Here is an 18,590-nt window from a genome sequence, read left to right on the forward strand (position 1 = left end):
TATTCATCGTTGCCGTGTAGGTTTTAATCCTGGCATAGTCTTTCCAGGAAAGATTTAAGAATAAACCAGGAATGAAAAAGGGCCAGTTTTCACCAGAAAAAGCCGCTGACTGTAGCTTTTTTATCCATTACCAGAGCGCCAGCTGCGGATCGTCGTCCGGTTTCGGCTTATTCCGGCTCACGCGGGCGGGCGGTGCTGGCTGCTGCATCTGATGGGTGATCCACGCCAGTAATACCGTCACGACATAATCCTGCTGCTCAGCGCTCAGCGGCTGATGCTGCCCGATGCTGTGCCACTTGTTCAGACAGCCACGACAGCAGGTCGCGGTGGCGTGCTGGGCGATAAACACCGGATGGCCGCGCATCGGCGTCTGTTTGCCATCATTTTCCGGCTGAGCAGGCGCCAGCCGCTGTGCAACAAACTCTGCGGCGTGCTGTCGCAAAACCGGCTCGCCTTTGCTGCTCGCATAATCGTACTCAGCGCGTCCCAGTCGAAAGCGCTGACGAAACGGCGAACGTGCCAGTCGGGTAAACAGATCGTCAGACACGTTCATACTGATTGCCAGTTACTCATATTTACGCCCCGCCAGATAGCTGACGCCCTGTGGTCCGAACGCTTCGCGATGCAGTTCATTCGGCTGCAGGTGAAACGTCTCGCCGGGATGATAGGTCGTGTCGCCCTGCTCGGTACTGATGGTGATGTCACCACTGAGAATCAGGGCCAGCGCTTCAAAAGGATGGACGTGATTATCAAGCTGGGCTGATGCGGCACGCTCAATCAGCAGTGGCTCATCAAAACCCTGTTCGGCTAACAATTTTCTGAATTCGTGTTCGGTCATTGCAACTCCTCAATATGGAACTGACCCTAAGCAGTGTAGACGATCTTTATCGCCGCTTATGGCACGGAGCGGGTACGTAAAGTCGCGCAAACAGGGTTGTTCACGGGTCAGGCCAATGCTGTACTTGCCGTCTCGTTCCCCATTTTGACATCAGGATGACGTAAAAGTATGTCTAACCCTCAGAGAACGGCTCTGCTGCTGATTAATCAGCGCTCACGAAAAGGACGCATTGAGGCCAGTCGGGCGCAGACGCTGCTGGTTCAGGCTGGTTTCACCCTGCTACAACCGGACGAGGATGAGACCCGCACCTACAGCCAGCTCATCGCGGCGTATGCCGGTCGCGTCGATGCGGTGATCGTCGGCGGTGGCGACGGTACGCTTAACGCGGCCGCGCCGGGACTGATGCAGACTGGCCTGCCACTGGGCATTTTACCGCTGGGCACCGCCAACGATTTTGCCCGTACGCTGGGCATTCCCGCCAGCCTTGAACAGGCGGTGAAAATTATCGCAGACGGGCAGTGGCGCGCTGTAGATCTGGGGGAAGTGAATCAGCACCTGTTTCTCAACGTCTGCAGCATCGGCTTTTCGGCAGAGCTGGCGCGTAACCTTACGGCGGAATCGAAAAAACGCTGGGGTGTCGGCGGGTATGCCCTGGCAGCGTTGCGGCTGCTGCGGCAGAGCCGTCCGTTCAGCGCCACGCTGGTGCATCAGGGTCAGCGGATACCGATCAAAACGGTTCAGGTATCGGTAGGCAACGGGCGCTTCTACGGGGGTGGCATGACGGTGGAACAGTGCGCAGCACCCGACGATGGGCTACTGGATGTCTACAGCCTGGAGTTGCAGCACAGCTGGCAATTGATTGCGCTGCTGCCCTTTCTGCGGCGCGGCACGCATGGCCGCTGGCGCGATGTGCGGGCGTTCAGCACCACGGAACTGACCATTGAAACGCGCCGTCCTCATTACATCAATGCAGACGGCGAGATTATCGGCCAGACACCGGCACATTTCCGTCTAATCGCCCGTGCGCTACAGGTTTATGCCCCAGGCGACAGCGCGATATACCAGCCCGCCAGCAGGCGTTGTAACCAGCGTGAGTAATAAGAAACTAGTGTCCGATGCCGTTTTTTTCAGCGTAGTCGATATGCTCAGAAAGACTGGTGGCCAGCTTCTTCGCCATTTCAAGGGTCAGCCCCAGAAACAACGTCTCCTGCGGGCCCTGTTCTCGCGGGGCGTCGGGGTCGATATAACCGAATTTCAGTACCAGTGCCCGATGTGATTTCAGGGGACCAATATGCCAGCCGGTAACCGGATAGAAGGTAAAACTCGTAAATTCATTCACTTTGATCCTGACTGTGAAAGCATAACGCTGATTGGGAGTCAGGCCAGCTCTGATGATAAAACATGAATAGAGTGCTGAGTCTGAACCAAATTCACAGGATTACAAGGGAAGCGGCAGAACAAGCGCAGCGTCAACCGGTTAGCATCGTTGCGGCGTCTGGAGCCTTGCCTGACAGGCAAATGTCGGTAAATGACGCCCGCGCTTCTGTTACCGGAGGCACTGGTCTGATGTAATCCATTCAACTCAGACGCTGTAATCAATCCCCGGCGCTTCTGTCTTCGGAATAACAGAACGTTGAACGTTTTAATGTCATCGCAGCCTGTTTCATCCGTTCAAATCGCGCCAGGATTGTGACGCTTCCAGCACGTCGTCAGAATTAATGATGGTCGTCTTTGCGCGCATCAGGTACACACACGGGCAGCTGCATTAAGCATGCGAGATGACGCCGTATCAGGATTGGATGAGGCGCCCCGGCATCCGCCCCTGCCAGACGACAATCACAGCCAGCCAGAGCGTCGCAGTTTAGCCCACAACCCGCCACAGGCCAGCAGCGTCAGCCCAACCGCCAGCGGATAGCCATACAGCGACTTCAGCTCTGGCATATGTTCGAAGTTCATGCCATACATGCTGAACACCACGGTCGGAATCACCAGGATCGCGCCCCAGCCCGCCAGCTTTTTGACCACCTCATTCTGCTGCACCGTCACCAGCGCCAGGTTGACCTGCATGGCGCTGGTCAGCATCTCGCGCATATCTTCCGCGTCGGTCACCACATGACGGGCGTGATCCTGCACGTCGCGGATATAGGCGCGCAGCGGACGCGGGATCAGATCTTCATGCAGGTGGATAAGCTGATTACAGATCTCTTCCACCGGCTGCGCTGCATTGCGTAGTGACAGCAGATGACGTCGCATGGTGTAGACCGACTGAACCGACTTACGGTCAAATTCGCTGGTGAAGAGATCGTTCTCCATCTGCCCCACCCGCTCATTCAGCGAGGTAGAGAGCGCGGCATAGCGATCGACAATAAAGTCGAGCAGGCAGTAGAGCGGCCAGGCTGGGCCAAACTTCAGCAGCGCCGGATTTTCACACGCCCGCTGCCGCACCGGGGTATAGCTTTCAGATGCGCCGTGACGGATGCTGATCAGGAATTTTTTTCCGACAAAGAAATGGGTTTCGCCCAGTTCGCAGCTGTCATCCTTCGCACATACCGTCTTGACCACGATAAAGAGTGAGTCACCGTAATGTTCAATTTTAGGGCGCTGGTGGGCATTAAGCGCATCTTCAACCGCCAGTTCGTGCAGGCCGAACTCCTCTTTAATTTTCGCCATAAATTCAGCATCTGGCTGCCACAGCCCGAGCCAGATAAACGCTTCCGGTTCTTTGATCACTTCACTGATATCTTCGACGTCGACCTCTTCGCCCGCACTTCCCGGACGATACACCCTGCTGCTTACGATCATCTTCTGCATTCCCGTTATGACAGTACATGCAGCTTAGCTAAAGCCGGGCCTGTAACCGGATAAAAACAGTAAGGATTTGCTGCGACGCTGCGCGATCAGCGGGTTACCACTTCAGGCCTAATCCGGTGGAGAAAATGCCTTCGTTCAGGGTATCGGGAATGCCGCTGACCAGATTGCGATGATAGCCAAGGTGCAGGGTTGACCACGACGTCAGGCTGTAGCGCAGCCCGACTTCGGCATCCAGCATAAATACGCCGTCATCATCCAGCGAATGGCCGACATCGCCATTGCTGTAAAGCGTGACCGACTTACCCAGCAGATAGCGCTGATAGTTCCAGCGCAGCGAGCCGCCAAAGTGCCGCTCTTCGCGATCGTCGCTGTAGCCATACTCAAAGGCCCCGCCGAGCACGGAGAGTGAGAACGCGCTGAGTTCGGTGTCCCAAAGCTGATAACCGGGGCCGGTGCCGAGCAGCGCCTGGCGTGAGAGGTTCTCCACCCAGTCGCGCTTGTAGGTCGCGCGGGTCTGCCAGAAGAACTGCTCACTGACCAGATAGTCGAAGGCGTAGCGCAGGCTGTAGTTATCTGTGTTAACGCTCGCATTTTCCTGCTCACGGTTATAGGTCGCGCCGATGTCGTGCCGCCATTTTCCCTTGTTCAGTTTGGTGTTGAGCGCAAAGCTGTAGTCGTCAGTTTTCGTCGAAGCTTTTTTGACCTTCACACCGGCATCGATATTGCCGGTCCAGGCGAGCTGATCGCTGCGCACTTTGGCTTTCATAAACTCATCGATGCGACTGACGGAGACCTGCTGCTCCTGCTCATTGCGTTCCACCCAGACATAACCGGGATCGGACGAAGAGAGCCGCACCTGATAGTGTTCGCCGGTCTTTTTGTTTTCGACATTGACTGGATTGTCGCTGGCAAGCGTACTGACCGCATTCCACGCCAGGGTGACGGTGCCTGCGTAGTGTGTCTCTATCGCCAGCTTGCCGTCGCTGAGGTAGCGGATCGTGCCAGTCAGTCGATCGCCATTATTCAGCCAGACGGTATCGGCTGCGGCCTGCTCTGCCCATCCGGCACAGCAGAAGATGACCAGCAGCCGGGTCAATAAGGTGGCGCAACGCATAGCTTTCCCTGTAAAGGCGTCGTTCGGTTCGGACGACGCGTCACCGTAAATTCGGACCTGACAATTAAGCGGATTCCGCGATGATATGCAATGCGGTCAGGAGAGATCGTGAAGTGCTTTGCCAGGCGGCGGACCCAGCGTGAAATCGCTGAAACGGATCGCCAGTCCCTCGCGTTCAGGCGAACAGCCCATCACGCCGACAAAACGCCGCATCTGACCCGGCCACGGGCAGAGCCGCAACAGTGGCCAGGTCAGGCCGTCGGTGGAGTACTGGATTCGTAATGCCGCCTTTTCCAGCGTGGCGCGCAGCCAGAACTGACGCGCATCACCGGGAAATACACCGGTAGACCAGTCGGAAAACTCACGCGTGACTACGCTGCCAATGGCAGGCTGATCATCGTTAAACTCAATGCCCGCCTTAACCCAGTGCGTTTCGCTATCCTGAATAAACAGACCAGCCTGATCGTAGAGCTGACTGAAATCCGCCCTCACCTGCACCTGAACTGTAAAGTCGTTTTCCACCCAGAAGCCAAAAGCGTGGCCGCTGTGACGTTCGAAGCCGTACCAGGTACGCTGCCAGAAATCGCTGTTCAGCGCGGTTTCAAACCTCAGCGTATCGCCATCCAGACTGTGTACCGGCGGCTGATTAATCCAGACGCTACCTTCAGCGGTAATGGAACTGACTGCTGTCATAGGCACTCCTTTGGGTAAGTTAAACCGCCCGCGTTCTGGCCGATCTGCGGCGTGGCGATTGACCTGATTATCATAGCGTTGATTGGTGAACGGGCGGCAGACGATTTCGGCAAATCTGATGATGCCGATGTGGCAGGCAGTGAGGTCAGCAGACCCGTGGCTGCAGACACGCCGGTTCCGTTAGCGGTTTCGCTTATATACCTTTTATTCTTCTGCCGGAAATAAATAACAGCGACCAGGTCCAGCTCACTCAACTATTTCATTTTGTTAATAGCCTGGCGCAAATCGCATTTAACAACCAGACTTGTTTTGTCTGAGGGCAACTGAACTCATTAAATATAAGGATTAAGCCACCATGGTAGATAAATCAGAAATTTTAGATCACGCGCAGGTTGTTGATGTGAATGGCGAACATGTCGGGATTGTCGACCACTTCGAAGGCGACGACAAAATTAAGCTGGCGAAAAGCGATCCTGAAGCGGGCGGCAAACACCACATTATTCCATTCAGCTGGGTGAAAGAGGTTGATGATAATAAAGTCATCCTTTCTAAAGCCAAAGCGGATGTTGAAAGTGAGTGGCAGTCTGCATAAAACATTAGCCGTGGCATCTGCCACGGCTTATTTATTTTCTTTGCGTTAAGCTATTTTTTCTTATCACCCTGCCCGAACCCGCTCATTTTATCGCTCTGCCCTTCTGCATTTGATGAAGAAACAACGCTTTCTGCATTTCCCCTGAATATACTCAAATTGTTCTGTTTTCTCAGAGGCTGATATTTTCTGGTTGCAGTAAGGAATAACAGCCAAATACGCCGTCGATCAGCAGATAGCTTTCTGATCCGGGCAATTCAAAATGCCACCATTCGGTCGCAATGCCGGTGAAGCCACCACCCAGCATGATGGCATTAAGCATCAGACGGTTACGCTGTGCCTGAACGGGCACCGCAGGGTGATAAGGATGGGAGTGCTCACTCATCTCATCGAAGCCGGTACCCATATCAACGATTTCGCCACGCTCGTCGATAAGCGTCACGTCTACTGCGGTGCCGCGGCTGTGGTTTGATCCGCGCGTCAGCGGTGCGACATAGTCCTGATTCGGGCAGGCCTGCCACAGGATTGCCTGCGCGGCAGGTGGCCGGTACGCATCGAGGATCAGCAGTGAATAGCCCGCCACGTTTGCAATCCCGATGCTTTTCGCCAGCGCTTTTGCCGCATCAACGTGCAGCAGACAGCGCGCATCGCGGTAGATTGGCTGTCCGGTCAGGTTGTCGGCGGTGGCATATTTCAGGTCGATGGCTAACTGAGGAAAGGCCTCAGCAATATCAACAAGATTTTTACTTTCCATGATGAAGTGCTCCCTGTTTATGTGCTCTGTGGCGGGCTGGCCGGAGAAGATAGTTATGAGGCGGTTATCATGGCACTGCGGCGGGAGGAAAAAAAGATGTGATGGTTTTCTGAGTCTGGTCGTGATGTGGCAGTTTGTTTACTCAGGATGCTGGCTGGCAGGTTTAAAGGCTTGAGAGATGAGTACAGGTGGAATAATCAGTTACCTGAATTCAGGAACTATAGCGTTTTATAAATAATTACAGTCAGATGAAAGGCGATATTTCAACCCCAGGAAATTCGAATCCTTTATCAATTTTACTTCACATGAAAGTGCAGCAGTTAATTACTTTATTTTGCGATCTGCGCCGCAAATAATAGCGTTTAAATTGTGAATAAACTCGCTGATTTACATCGATTTTCAGCTGGACTTTATTCGTATTAGTTGATTATATGTACAGGTATTTAGCGCGATACAGAGGTGTTGGAGCACCCCTGCATCGCTAATCACAACCACTATTTAGCGAGAATAGAGATTATGACTGAGTCAGAGTGTAATGCAGTTGACTTAAATCCAGAAGCCCCTTCCGTTACCCGGCGTAAATTAACGGTGAGTTACGCCAGCCGGTATCCAGACTATATCCGTATTCCGTCGATCATTATGAAAGGCCAGTGGCTGGCAGCAGCCGGATTCACCACCGGAACCGAAGTTGAGGTGAGCGTTACAGAGGGCCGTATCGTGCTGACCGTGAAGCCACCCGAGCCTGTCGATGAGCAACTGGTTAATGCTTTAGCGCAGCTGAATAAGCTGCCTGCAAAGAAACAGAAGCAGGTGCTGGCATTGTCGGGTGTGACTGCGGGTTAGCGGTGTTGAGGTGAAAGGATGCCGCTTCTGTTTGGGGAGCGGCAGATTAGTATTGCTGGCAATGATTATCCGTGTTTCTATATTTAAAGGATCTTTTGCCCCGCCAACGTAGCGCTCCCCTGTTTTAATCGCCTTTTATAATGAGAGGACAGATAATCTATAGATTGGAATGATTTCAGGAGAATTATTAGATGGTTACTATCGCAAAATACAGATTATCGATGTACCCACTAATTTCCTGTAAGGATCGTACAACTATAAATGCGTGCCTAAAACAGGAATCAGGCAATTAGCAGTGTATAGAAATTAGCGCTTACATGCTCTGGTGAATTTATATGATTTCCATGCAAGATTCATCGGTATCACTAAATATACTACAACTGCTCCTACCATCAGGACGATTGCATATGATATCAGGCTTTGCTGATGTCCTTTTGCTACTCCATAAATGAAAAAAGAAATTAAAGTCGCCATGCAAATAATTCCAGCCCAAAAACGCTTACTGAGTTCCTGGACGAGAGACTGCGGGGTGTATAATTTGTTCTCATCTCTGGTAAGCGTATCTTTTAGTTTTCGCAGATCTTTAGCTGAGAAACCACTTTGAAAAAGCTTTTGCTCAAATTCGTTCATCAGATTCCTCCTGAAGTATGTTTCTATGCGTACGAAGATACCATCCTGACCAACCTTTTTATATGATCTGCTTCGCCATCAGTGTTTATCTAACCTTGGATTAACCTTTTTTCAACTAGCTGAAAACCTACAGCGCGAGCAATTAATCGGCGAATGCAAACATCAGAACTGTCGATAACAGGTTTTGACTTTACGAGCCTCCAGACAAAGCCATAAATTGGTACCATATCCAAACTACCGCATAGTCAAAGTACTGCTATTGAATACGTGCGTACGAAAGAAAGCAAACCATTAAGGTATTATGACGGCAGTATAAAAACAAAGAGTATGTGGATGCTAAACAAAAGGTAGAATTGGGTACCCTAAAGGATTTACTCCTGTTAGAAAGCCTATTGTTATATAAGAAATTTTTTATTTGAATTTGTTGCATGCTTCTGAGGCACCCCTTACTAAAACTGTCACCACTCCTTAAAATCTTCAATTTGTAATCTCTAAAAACTCCAGCTATTTTAGGATCTGATTAACCATGTCTGGTGAGAAAGACGCTTATATAAAGGTATTGTTATGGACAACTATTGGGACACCAGAAGACTCTCAAACTACTTTCTGACGATTGCAAATATTGAAGCTAATCAGTTAGTTAATGTAGCAATCTCACTTTCACAATTTCATCTTAAAGATGCTCTTTTAAGAGTAAAATTTCAGGATGAAGTGCGTGATTTCGCTCGACTACAGCTCCATACGATTCGCAATTCGACTTCGGATGATCAGTGTCAGGAGTGTATCCAGAATCTGAAGCAGGAAAGCCAGTATCTTAAGATTCAGGACAGAATGCTCAGAACTGGTGAAGCTGTCGTATCGTCTTCGGTGCAGTTTTACCATGACCATGAAAAGGTCATTGGGTATGTAATCAATGGCATCGGCGTGGTGTTGAGTGGCTTACAAATCGTGGCTGGGGTCGGTCTGATTGTGGGTTCTGTCACCACGGGTAATATTTTAGGTGTTGTAGCGGGTTCCACCCTGGTGATGAATGGAGTGGGATCAGGGATTGAGAGCATAGGTAGACTTAGCGGTGTGGCTCATCCATCTAACCCAATAAGAGATAAATATGAGGATGTGGCAGATTTCTTTGGCTTTGATAAGCGACTGGGATTGCTAGCCTATCAGGTAGTTGATTTGACCACTTCATACTATGGCATTTTCAAGCTGACGTTGAAGCCAGAGGCCTGGAGGCTATACAAATATCTGCCAACTGACTATTACCGCAAAGTACAGGTTATGAGTAAACCAGCACTTGCTTTTAAAGGCGCTGGAGCAGCCTATAAGGGGACTGGAATAAGTATCAACCTTTATCAAATGCAAAATAGCCCCTCTCAAAACTAACTTCTGGTTTTTCTGACAAACTTGTAGGATTTCCATGCCAGTCTCATAGGCGTAACAAAATAGACCACAAGGAATGCAAACGTCAGAACAACGATATATGGAATGGCATTTGAAGCATCTGCATTGAAAATGCCATCCAGTCCAATAAGCATCAAAATAATAAGAGCAATAACTCCGCCCCAGAAGCGTTTACTTAGATCAATCACGAGGCTTTGAAGTGTATCTTTTTTTGACTCGTCTTTTTTTATAATACTTTTGAGTTTACCGATCTCTTTAGCAGAGAAGCCATTATTAAAGAGTTTTTGCTCAAATTCGTTCATCTGATTCATCCTGAATGCCGTTGCGATACGAGCAAAATATAGCACAGTGTACCTGAGCCAGGCTAACCCCCTCTTTGCATGGGCGGCACCGGTACCGCCCGATGATATTGTCTGCGCTGCTGTCATTGGTGTGGTGTAACCCGTTAATCCCGCGATGGCTGCCCCTCCTTAAGTGCTCTATCAATGCGCCGGTTACAGCTGACGAATAAGCGGCCAGCAATGCAGCTGCTGAAGCAGCGCCTGTAGCCGGTTTATGTGGCCAACGCAGCTCTGGCTGTACCCAGATGAGATGCGATCCCAAAGGTAAGGGAAAGTGGTGATGCACCTAATGAACACGATGTATGTATAAATCCACACTAACTGGCGGTATTAAGCCCAGGTTATGATCTGATTTCAATGGCTACACAGGGTCACAATAGCCGTTTAATTAAACAGAAAAACTAGCGCGAGATGAAGCAGCGTGGATATAACGATTAACCCTCATCAATCTCTTCAGATAAGGTTAAAAATGAAAACAATTACAATCGCAGCGACCATTTTATTACTCACAGCCTGTGTACCCCATAATGACAGACAACACGTTGTGGGCATGGCTAACCCAGCCTCTGTGTATTGTGAAAAGATGGGCGGCAAGCTGGACATAGTGAAGGGCCCGGATGGTGAATCAGGTTACTGTACTCTGCCAGGCGGAGAGCGCATCGAGGAGTGGGCGCTGTACAGAAGGGATAACCAATAGACTCGTTAGTCGGAAGGCATATCAGGGCAGCTATCAAGGAGCCATAAGAATGGGACGTGGCTTTATGAAAGAAGGATTACCAGCATACGGCCGCATTGATGTTCCTGATTTCACAAAGTGTGTAGTGCGATGAAAATACTGATATTTATTATAATCTTCTCCGCAACCTGGTTTCTCATACCTGAAAGCATCATCAGATCCCTGGTAGAAGGCCACATTAGCGGTGATGGTGAAGGCGCTATGGATAGTTTCGAATTCACAGTGATTGCACTTAAGGCGGTGCTTTCTGCTCTGCTGGCCTTTATCGGTGTCTGGCTATATCGCAAAGCTAACCAACGATAACGAAGCGACATTCTGAAATAATCTCTATTTGTATGCCGATTTATGAAATGATGATTTGATCGTTTTGATCGAATATTTTGCTCATAAAAAACCTCGCCGAAGCGAGGTGTAGTTAAAAAATTTTATAAGCGTTTATATAGCAATATTGAGAAAAAGGTTTATAACGAGCTTTTCTTAGCTTCTTCAATTTCTGCGTTGCAAGCATCTATGTTGTTGAAGTCATACTGAAGATAAACATATCCCTTACTGGAGTCATTGGCTCTTACCTCCATTGAGACAGATGTGAGCCTGTTTTTAAGAGGTGTTGCAGACGATTCTTCCCATTGAGCTGAGAGGAAACGTTCCTTTTTGTTCAGCGCCATCATCCAGTCTTGAGGTTCTTTCCAGATTGAGCCTGAAAGTAAAAAATCGGTGCTTTTAGGTTTGCCATAGATTGAAGAGAGAGAATCGAAGAGTTCTTTGTATTTTGATTGGAGCGCAAGTCCATAACTGTCTGTATCAATGTTTTTACCTAACGCTCTGATTTGGCATAGGCCAGACTTTGGAGATATAAGTAGACCATAACCCTCAAATTCAGTGTTCTTTTTCGGTGGAAATTTTACAGTGTAGAGATTTGTCACGCCCTCATAAGGCTTAAGCTCTTCACCGGTCATATCTTCGATATTCTTTTTGGTTAAACCTGACTCCAGGCCAAATGGCCCATCTCCCGGCGGAAGTAATGGCTGATTATTGTTAGCCTGAACTGCTTTCTCGATTGGCTTTGCTTCCGCAACGTTGCCCTGCTTCAAATCAGATGGCATAGCGTTAGCAAGTCCATACCTGGCTGACAAATAGCGCTGTTGAAGCATCGCCATGGTTTGCTCCTGAGTTGCGATTGCTGCCAGTTTCATCGCAAGAACCAAGCCACCGCTATATTGGTTCGCTTCTGCTTTAGCCTGAGAAATCTGAGCATTTAACGCATCTATTTCGCTCTTAACTGAATCAGCCGCCGCCTCATCCGGTTTTATTACGTGTACATCCATTGTTATTTTTGCGCCTGACTCAATAGCATCAATTCGCTGCTTAATTAGCGCCTGGTTTGTTTTGAGAATCTCAACTCTGGCGCTGATTAAAGTCTTGATCAGCCCACCAGAGTAGTTCTGATTGGTGGCATTCGCGGACGAAATCTCACTTTCTGTTTGTGATAATTCTACCTTGAGTTGCTCTACTTTTTGTTTCTCTTCAGGAGAAAGCTCCTTTGGACCACATCCTGTCAAAATGAAAACAGATATAAAACATGCCAGAATAGACTTTTTCATTTCCTTGCCCCTTAGAAAAAAGCCACCCGAAGGTCGCTAGCTATCAGTTATGGTTTTCACATCCCATCTGTGATTTGTCGATAATTTGCGTACCCTCAACACGGAGCAAGCTGGCTAATTCAGTCTGGAGTTCCGTTTTCTGCGCTGCAGGAAATGGGAGGCTGGGAAAGTATCGAAATGGTCCAGCGGTATGCGCACCCTGCACCTAACCATTTAACGGAGCATGCACGGCAAATTGATGCGATTTTTGGCAGTCGTGTCCCAAATCTGTCCCATGTGGAAAATCTGGTAGTCGGAGGGAGGTGATAACTCGTTGATTTTATTTGGTACGCCCTACAGGATTCGAACCTGTGACCTACGGCTTAGAAGGCCGGTGCTCTATCCAACTGAGCTAAGGGCGCATGGAGATGGCACGGATTATACGTCGGGAAGCGGGTACGTCAACGTTTTTGCCGTTTCTCCGCAGCGAAGTGCTGCGGTAATGACCAATTGACGTCAGTGGCGCCTGCGCCATTCGCTGAGCGACACAAGTTTACTGGTGCCGGTAAATTCTCCTTCCAGCTCAATCCCTTGTGAGGTGAAACGCGCATTGTATTGCTCACGAAGTGCGTGCAGCACCTGGCTGTCCGGCTCCAGCTGGCGCAGAAAACCCAGCGCGAGCAGCAACTGCTGGCGGCTGATAAGCGGTGGAAAACCGGCACGACTGAGAATCGCATGCCAGCGCTGGCTGTTCTCTTCGCTGCCATCAACAATCAACACCTGCCAGATCAGCAGTACCGCTGCGCCATTATGCAGGTGCGTTTCATTATCCTTGCTGAGATAGTCGGTAAACTCTTTCGCCGCCTCTTTCCCCATCATAGAGATCATTGATTCCACCTGTACCGGTGGCAGCTGCAGCCGTTTGCTGAGCCGCTGAGCGGCATGGCGTGAGCCAGCGGTGAGCAGCTGAAATCCAGCGACAAACACCACCGCCAGCGTAGCAAGCATTATCCAAATCATTACATCGTCCCCGGATTGTCCTGCAGATATCATACGCATGGAGGCAGGTACTCGTCGCGACGAAAAAGCCGGAAAGCGCATACGCGGCTGAAACTGTGACTGACAGCAGCCCACGCTTCTGACAAAATAGCCCCCTTCCCCGATTCAATACAACACAGTGGATTTCCTCTCTGATGGCAGCAAAAATTATTGACGGTAAAACGATTGCGCAGCAGGTGCGCGTTGAGGTTGCGGAAAAAGTAAAGCAGCGTCTGGCCGCCGGAAAACGTGCGCCAGGTCTGGCCGTGGTTCTGGTGGGTGAAAACCCGGCATCGCAGATCTATGTGGCCAGCAAACGCCGCGCCTGTGAAGAGGTCGGTTTCCACTCCCGCTCTTACGATCTGCCTGCCACCACCCGCGAAGCTGAGCTTCTGGAGCTGATCGATAAGCTCAATCAGGACGCTGAAATCGATGGCATCCTGGTGCAGCTGCCGCTGCCAGCGGGCATCGATAATGTGAAAGTGCTGGAGCGCATCACGCCAGATAAGGATGTTGATGGCTTCCACCCTTATAACGTTGGCCGCCTGTGCCAGCGTGCGCCAACCCTGCGTCCCTGCACCCCGCGCGGTATCGTGACGCTGCTGGAGCGCTACAACATCGACACCTATGGCCTGAATGCTGTGGTGGTCGGTGCGTCTAACATTGTTGGTCGTCCGATGAGCATGGAGCTGCTGCTTGCGGGCTGCACCACCACCGTGACCCATCGCTTTACCAAAGATCTGCGCCATCACGTTGAGCATGCCGATCTGCTTGTCGTTGCGGTGGGCAAGCCAGGCTTTATTCCGGGCGACTGGATTAAACCGGGTGCCATCGTCATCGACGTGGGCATTAACCGTCTGGACAGCGGCAAAGTGGTGGGCGACGTTGATTTTGACAGCGCATCAGAGCGCGCATCCTACATTACCCCGGTACCGGGCGGTGTCGGACCGATGACAGTCGCAACACTGATTCAAAACACGCTGCAGGCGTGCGAAGAGTTTCACGATAAAGAGGACGTTTAAATGGCAAGTTTTTCACTGGGTAAATTCCCGCACGTCGATCTGTGTGACCTGCTGAAGCTGGAAGGCTGGGTTCAGAGTGGCGCACAGGCGAAAGTCGTGATTGCCGAGGGTGAAGTGAAGGTCAATGGCGCGGTAGAGACCCGTAAGCGCTGCAAGATCGTTGCCGGTCAGACTGTGGAATTTGCTGGTTTTCGCATCACTGTCGTCGAGTAATTTTCAGGCGTCCCTGCGGGGACGCTGTCACAGCAGTGCTTCCCCCGCCACACGCGTCTCTCCTTCCCGCTGTTCCAGTGCAATATGATTCACCGCCGTATGCCGCGCAATCAGCGTTGCAAGCCGGGCTGAATGGCTGGTGATCCAGAGCTGACTGTACTGACTGGCTTCGGCGATTAAGCGCGCCAGCGCAGGCAACAGATCTTCATGCAGACTGTTTTCCGGCTCATTCAGCGCCATAAAGGCGGGCGGGCGCGGGCTGAGCAGCGCCACAACCAGACACAGAAAACGCAGCGTGCCATCTGAAAACTCTGCACTCTCCAGCGAACGCAGAATGCCATGGCGGGACATCAGCATCTGAAAGCGGCCGTTCTACACTTCGACGTCAAACTGGCTGTCAGGAAACGCCTGCGCCATCACCTCAAACAACAGCTCTGAATGACCGCGCTCCACGATGGTTGCCCAGGCCGCGGCCAGATTACTGCCATTATGGCTCAGCACTGGCGCACGCACGCCAATCTGCGGCGCACGAATCGGTGAGCCAGGCCAGACGGCGAACTTATGGTAGAAGCGCCACTGCAGCAGCCGTTCGCGCAGCTGGGAAAGCTCCGGGTAGCGATGGGGTTCGCTAAGCTGACCAAACAGCGACTCTTCCGGATGCAGCACCGCCGGCCAGGCGACGCGATCGCCCTCAACGTTATGCAGAAAGGCGGTCTGATTTTCACGCTGCATGAGGCAGGCAGAATGACGACGACGCTGGCCGCTGAGCCAGAGCCGCTCCTGCTTCACCAGCGGATCAAGATTGAACAGGCTGGTCGACAGCGGCTCGGGAAAGCCAATCTCCAGCTGGTAATCCATATCATCCATCACCACGGCCAGCTCCAGCCGCTTCGGATCGTGTCGGCGATCGCCCCGGCGCAATCCGCCTGCCCACATCGCTTTCTGAATGCCGCCTTCGTCAGCCAGTGCCAGCGCGAGACGACCGCTGGCCGCCTCGTGCAGCAGTCGCACCGCTTTGTAGAGGTTGGATTTACCGCAGCCGTTGGGACCGCTCACCACATTCAGCTGTTGCAGTGACAGCGTCAGGTTACGTATTGAGCGGAAACCGCGGATCTGAATCTGTTCAATCGCCATAATAAAAAAGGGCGATTGCTCGCCCTCTCCGGTTTATTTTCGACGCCAGCTGGAGCCCTGTGGCCCATCCTCGACGATGACCCCCAGCGCGTTAAGCTTGTCGCGCGCGATATCCGCTTCTGCCCAGGCTTTCGCAGCACGCGCATCGGCACGGGCCTTCACCCAATGCTCAATCTCGGCAACCTCTTCATCATTAACCTGCGCGCCGCTTTGCAGGAACAGCTCAGGATCCTGCTGCAGAATACCCAGCACGTTAGCCATCTCGCGCAGCTTCGACGCCAGACCATGCGCTGACGCGCCGTCTTCGCTTTTCAGACGGTTCACTTCACGCGCCATATCGAACAGCACCGAGTAGGCTTCCGGGGTATTGAAATCATCATCCATAGCGCTGCGGAAACGCGCTTCAAACGCTTCGCCGCCGTGCGCTTTAACGCTGCTGTCGGTGTGACGCAGCGCGGTATAAAGGCGTTCCAGCGCCGCGCGCGCCTGATTCAGGTTATCTTCGCCGTAGTTAAGCTGGCTGCGATAGTGACCGGACATCAGGAAGTAACGCACCGTCTCCGCATCATAATGTTGCAGCACGTCTCGTACGGTGAAGAAGTTGCCGAGCGATTTCGACATCTTCTCGCGGTCAACCATCACCATGCCGGAGTGCATCCAGTAGTTAACGTAAGGACCGTCATGAGCGCAGCTCGACTGGGCGATTTCGTTTTCATGGTGCGGGAACATCAGGTCTGAACCGCCGCCGTGGATATCGAAATGGGTGCCCAGCTGTTTGCAGTTCATCGCCGAGCACTCAATGTGCCAGCCAGGACGGCCGTTGCCCCACGGTGATGACCAGGCGGGCTCATCCGCTTTAGACATCTTCCACAGCACGAAGTCCATCGGATTGCGCTTCACATCAGCGACTTCAACGCGTGCGCCCGCCTGCAGCTGCTCCAGATCCTGACGCGACAGCGCGCCATAATCGGTGTCGCTCAGTACATCAAACATCACGTCGCCGTTATCTGCCACATAGGCATGACCGCGAGCGATCAATGTTTCCACCAACTCGATGATTTCAGCGATGTGACGGGTGGCGCGCGGTTCCTCATCAGGTGGCAGAATGCCCAGCGCGGCGAAGTCGTTGTGCATCTCGCCGATCATACGGTTGGTCAGCGTTTCGATGCTCTCGCCATTCTCATTGGCGCGTTTGATGATTTTGTCATCAATGTCGGTGATGTTACGTACATAGTTAAGCTGATAACCGAGGTAACGCAGGTAGCGCGCCACCACGTCAAACGCCACGAACGTCCGCCCATGACCAATGTGACAGAGGTCATACACCGTGATGCCGCAAACATACATCCCGATTTTACCGGCATGAATGGGTTTGAATTCCTCTTTCTGTCGACTCAGGGTGTTATAAATCTTAAGCATTGAACGGTTCCGTTTTCGCGTGTGGTTGGCTTTTTTAAGTATCCAGACATTGTGCCGTATTTTTATCGCTCGCGCGACGCAAAGCAAGCCAACTGCGCCGTGCTGCTGACGCGTCATTGGAAATTATGATATAAGAACGGTCGACTAAAAGGGGTACGCCAGTTAACAGCGCGATCCCGGCAACTGATCACAACCTTTACAGGACAACAAAAATGGTAACTTTCCAGACGAACCATGGCGATATCGTAATCAAAACTTTCGATGATAAAGCGCCGGCAACCGTACAGAACTTCCTGGATTACTGCCGTGAAGGTTTTTACGACAACACCATTTTCCACCGTGTCATCAACGGCTTTATGATTCAGGGCGGCGGCTTCGAGCCGGGCATGAAGCAGAAAGCGACCAAAGATGAAATCCAGAACGAAGCGAACAACGGTCTGAAAAACACTAAAGGTACGCTGGCAATGGCACGTACCTCTGCGCCGCACTCTGCGACCGCACAGTTCTTCATCAACGTGGCTGACAATGACTTCCTGAACTTCCGTGACGAAAGCGTTCAGGGCTGGGGCTACTGCGTATTCGCTGAAGTGGTTGAAGGTATGGACGTGGTCGAGAAGATCAAAGCCGTTTCTACCGGCCGCAGCGGCATGCATCAGGATGTGCCAAAAGATGACGTCGTTATCCAGAAAGTGACCGTCAGCGAGTAATGTCCCGCACGCTGTTTATCGCAGATCTCCATCTGTGTCAGGAAGAACCGGCGATTACCGCCGGTTTTCTGCATTTTTTACAGCGCGAAGCGCCCCACTGCGACGCGCTCTATATTCTCGGCGATCTGTTTGAAGCCTGGATTGGCGACGACGACCCCAATCCGCTGCATCAGCAGATTGCCCGCGCCCTGCGCGCCCTTCCGGTTCCCGTCTACTTTATTCATGGCAATCGCGACTTCCTGATTGGCCGACGCTTCGCGCAGGCCTGCGGCATGACGCTGCTGCCGGAAGAGCAGGTGCTGACGCTCTACGGCCATCGGTTGCTGATCATGCACGGCGATACGCTCTGTACCGACGATGCGGGTTACCTGCGTTTTCGGGCCAAAGTGCATAATCCCTGGATTCAGCGGCTCTTCCTGGCGCTGCCGTTGTGGATACGTAAACGCATCGCCGCCCGGATGCGCGCCGACAGTAAACAGGCCAACCAGCATAAATCCCAGACCATTATGGATGTGAATCAGGATGCTGTGGCCGCCGCAATGCTGCGCCAGCAGGTGCCTTTGCTGATCCATGGCCATACGCATCGCCCGGCGATTCATACGCTGAACTTAAAAGGTGAAACAGCACAACGCGCAGTGCTGGGTGCCTGGCACAGCCGGGGTTCCATGATCCAGCTCGACGCCAGCGGCATTCAGCTTATCCATTTCGACTTTTAATCTGCGGTTAA

At 51.7% G+C, this 18,590-nt stretch carries 22 protein-coding genes, 1 tRNA gene and 2 pseudogenes; 11 read left to right on the forward strand and 14 right to left on the reverse strand.

Annotation, left to right across the window (positions count from 1 at the left end):
- Positions 1-127: 127 nt before the first annotated feature.
- Positions 128-553, reverse strand: a complete 426-nt coding sequence (locus K6R05_RS13880; RefSeq protein WP_222924378.1) for a DUF4186 domain-containing protein — start codon at positions 551-553, stop codon at positions 128-130.
- A gap of 12 nt (positions 554-565) precedes the next feature.
- Positions 566-838, reverse strand: a complete 273-nt coding sequence (locus K6R05_RS13885) for a cupin domain-containing protein (protein ID WP_161732035.1) — start codon at positions 836-838, stop codon at positions 566-568.
- Between the two features lie 168 nt (positions 839-1,006).
- Between K6R05_RS13885 and K6R05_RS13890 the strand changes: the two genes are divergently transcribed.
- A complete protein-coding gene (locus K6R05_RS13890; RefSeq protein WP_161732033.1) occupies positions 1,007-1,936 on the forward strand; it encodes a lipid kinase in 930 nt (309 codons plus the stop codon).
- Between the two features lie 7 nt (positions 1,937-1,943).
- Here the strand turns inward: K6R05_RS13890 and K6R05_RS13895 are convergent, their stop codons facing one another.
- The 4 genes from K6R05_RS13895 to K6R05_RS13910 all read right to left on the reverse strand — a co-directional run bounded on the left by K6R05_RS13895 (position 1,944) and on the right by K6R05_RS13910 (position 5,456).
- On the reverse strand, positions 1,944-2,177 hold the full coding sequence (locus K6R05_RS13895) for a BssS family protein (RefSeq protein ID WP_222924380.1): 234 nt from the start codon (positions 2,175-2,177) through the stop codon (positions 1,944-1,946).
- A gap of 497 nt (positions 2,178-2,674) precedes the next feature.
- Positions 2,675-3,640: a magnesium and cobalt transport protein CorA gene (locus K6R05_RS13900; protein ID WP_222924382.1), complete on the reverse strand. Its 966-nt coding sequence runs from the start codon at positions 3,638-3,640 to the stop codon at positions 2,675-2,677.
- A gap of 103 nt (positions 3,641-3,743) precedes the next feature.
- Positions 3,744-4,763, reverse strand: coding sequence for a DUF481 domain-containing protein (locus K6R05_RS13905; RefSeq protein WP_222924384.1), 1,020 nt, complete (start codon positions 4,761-4,763; stop codon positions 3,744-3,746).
- Positions 4,764-4,859: 96 nt separating this feature from the next.
- On the reverse strand, positions 4,860-5,456 hold the full coding sequence (locus tag K6R05_RS13910) for a DUF1349 domain-containing protein (protein ID WP_222924386.1): 597 nt from the start codon (positions 5,454-5,456) through the stop codon (positions 4,860-4,862).
- Between the two features lie 355 nt (positions 5,457-5,811).
- On the opposite strand from K6R05_RS13910, the gene K6R05_RS13915 reads away from it, so the two are divergent.
- Complete coding sequence (locus tag K6R05_RS13915) at positions 5,812-6,048, forward strand: DUF2171 domain-containing protein (protein WP_003854080.1); 237 nt, start codon at positions 5,812-5,814, stop codon at positions 6,046-6,048.
- A 169-nt stretch (positions 6,049-6,217) separates the two neighbouring features.
- On the opposite strand, the gene ddpX is transcribed toward K6R05_RS13915, so the two are convergent.
- Entirely contained in the window at positions 6,218-6,799 is a 582-nt protein-coding gene (gene ddpX / locus K6R05_RS13920) for a D-alanyl-D-alanine dipeptidase (RefSeq protein ID WP_222924388.1), read from the reverse strand.
- A gap of 516 nt (positions 6,800-7,315) precedes the next feature.
- Between ddpX and K6R05_RS13925 the strand changes: the two genes are divergently transcribed.
- Positions 7,316-7,642: a SymE family type I addiction module toxin gene (locus tag K6R05_RS13925; protein ID WP_222924391.1), complete on the forward strand. Its 327-nt coding sequence runs from the start codon at positions 7,316-7,318 to the stop codon at positions 7,640-7,642.
- 306 nt (positions 7,643-7,948) lie between these two features.
- On the opposite strand, the gene K6R05_RS13930 is transcribed toward K6R05_RS13925, so the two are convergent.
- A complete protein-coding gene (locus tag K6R05_RS13930; protein ID WP_222924393.1) occupies positions 7,949-8,272 on the reverse strand; it encodes a hypothetical protein in 324 nt (107 codons plus the stop codon).
- 564 nt (positions 8,273-8,836) lie between these two features.
- Between K6R05_RS13930 and K6R05_RS13935 the strand changes: the two genes are divergently transcribed.
- Positions 8,837-9,655 (forward strand): DUF4225 domain-containing protein, encoded by an 819-nt coding sequence (locus K6R05_RS13935; protein WP_222924394.1) that lies wholly within the window; start codon positions 8,837-8,839, stop codon positions 9,653-9,655.
- On the opposite strand, the gene K6R05_RS13940 is transcribed toward K6R05_RS13935, so the two are convergent.
- Positions 9,652-9,975: a hypothetical protein gene (locus K6R05_RS13940; protein WP_222924396.1), complete on the reverse strand. Its 324-nt coding sequence runs from the start codon at positions 9,973-9,975 to the stop codon at positions 9,652-9,654. The two genes, K6R05_RS13935 and K6R05_RS13940, sit on opposite strands and share 4 nt — an antisense overlap.
- A 508-nt stretch (positions 9,976-10,483) precedes the next feature.
- Between K6R05_RS13940 and K6R05_RS13945 the strand changes: the two genes are divergently transcribed.
- Positions 10,484-10,711, forward strand: coding sequence for a putative hemolysin (locus K6R05_RS13945; protein WP_222925493.1), 228 nt, complete (start codon positions 10,484-10,486; stop codon positions 10,709-10,711).
- A 129-nt stretch (positions 10,712-10,840) separates the two neighbouring features.
- Positions 10,841-11,053: a hypothetical protein gene (locus K6R05_RS13950; RefSeq protein ID WP_033779622.1), complete on the forward strand. Its 213-nt coding sequence runs from the start codon at positions 10,841-10,843 to the stop codon at positions 11,051-11,053.
- 158 nt (positions 11,054-11,211) lie between these two features.
- Here K6R05_RS13950 and K6R05_RS13955 read toward each other — a convergent pair whose 3' ends face one another.
- The gene (locus tag K6R05_RS13955; RefSeq protein WP_222924397.1) at positions 11,212-12,351 is read right to left on the reverse strand and encodes a hypothetical protein; all 1,140 of its coding nucleotides are present in this window, start codon (positions 12,349-12,351) and stop codon (positions 11,212-11,214) included.
- A 105-nt stretch (positions 12,352-12,456) separates the two neighbouring features.
- Here K6R05_RS13955 and K6R05_RS13960 point away from each other — a divergent pair.
- Positions 12,457-12,657 (forward strand): annotated as a pseudogene (locus K6R05_RS13960) (tyrosine-type recombinase/integrase); the annotation flags it as partial.
- An 18-nt stretch (positions 12,658-12,675) separates the two neighbouring features.
- Here the strand turns inward: K6R05_RS13960 and K6R05_RS13965 are convergent.
- Both K6R05_RS13965 and K6R05_RS13970 read right to left on the reverse strand, forming a co-directional pair.
- Positions 12,676-12,752 (reverse strand) — tRNA-Arg (locus K6R05_RS13965).
- Between the two features lie 94 nt (positions 12,753-12,846).
- Complete coding sequence (locus K6R05_RS13970) at positions 12,847-13,350, reverse strand: DUF1198 family protein (RefSeq protein ID WP_222924399.1); 504 nt, start codon at positions 13,348-13,350, stop codon at positions 12,847-12,849.
- A 173-nt stretch (positions 13,351-13,523) separates the two neighbouring features.
- Between K6R05_RS13970 and folD the strand changes: the two genes are divergently transcribed.
- On the forward strand, positions 13,524-14,390 hold the full coding sequence (gene folD / locus K6R05_RS13975; RefSeq protein WP_161732013.1) for a bifunctional methylenetetrahydrofolate dehydrogenase/methenyltetrahydrofolate cyclohydrolase FolD: 867 nt from the start codon (positions 13,524-13,526) through the stop codon (positions 14,388-14,390).
- The gene (ybcJ, locus tag K6R05_RS13980; protein WP_013357050.1) at positions 14,391-14,603 is read left to right on the forward strand and encodes a ribosome-associated protein YbcJ; all 213 of its coding nucleotides are present in this window, start codon (positions 14,391-14,393) and stop codon (positions 14,601-14,603) included.
- Between the two features lie 27 nt (positions 14,604-14,630).
- Here ybcJ and K6R05_RS13985 read toward each other — a convergent pair.
- Positions 14,631-15,737 (reverse strand): annotated as a pseudogene (locus tag K6R05_RS13985) (AAA family ATPase).
- Between the two features lie 33 nt (positions 15,738-15,770).
- A complete protein-coding gene (gene cysS, locus K6R05_RS13990) occupies positions 15,771-17,156 on the reverse strand; it encodes a cysteine--tRNA ligase (protein WP_033782242.1) in 1,386 nt (461 codons plus the stop codon).
- A 212-nt stretch (positions 17,157-17,368) separates the two neighbouring features.
- On the opposite strand from cysS, the gene ppiB reads away from it, so the two are divergent.
- Positions 17,369-17,863, forward strand: a complete 495-nt coding sequence (gene ppiB / locus K6R05_RS13995; protein ID WP_013357047.1) for a peptidylprolyl isomerase B — start codon at positions 17,369-17,371, stop codon at positions 17,861-17,863.
- The gene (gene lpxH / locus K6R05_RS14000) at positions 17,863-18,579 is read left to right on the forward strand and encodes a UDP-2,3-diacylglucosamine diphosphatase (RefSeq protein WP_222924400.1); all 717 of its coding nucleotides are present in this window, start codon (positions 17,863-17,865) and stop codon (positions 18,577-18,579) included. The genes ppiB and lpxH overlap by 1 nt, the downstream gene beginning before the upstream one ends.
- Positions 18,580-18,590 lie beyond the last annotated feature (11 nt).

The organism is Pantoea alfalfae (assembly GCF_019880205.1).
Taxonomy (GTDB): domain Bacteria; phylum Pseudomonadota; class Gammaproteobacteria; order Enterobacterales; family Enterobacteriaceae; genus Pantoea; species Pantoea alfalfae.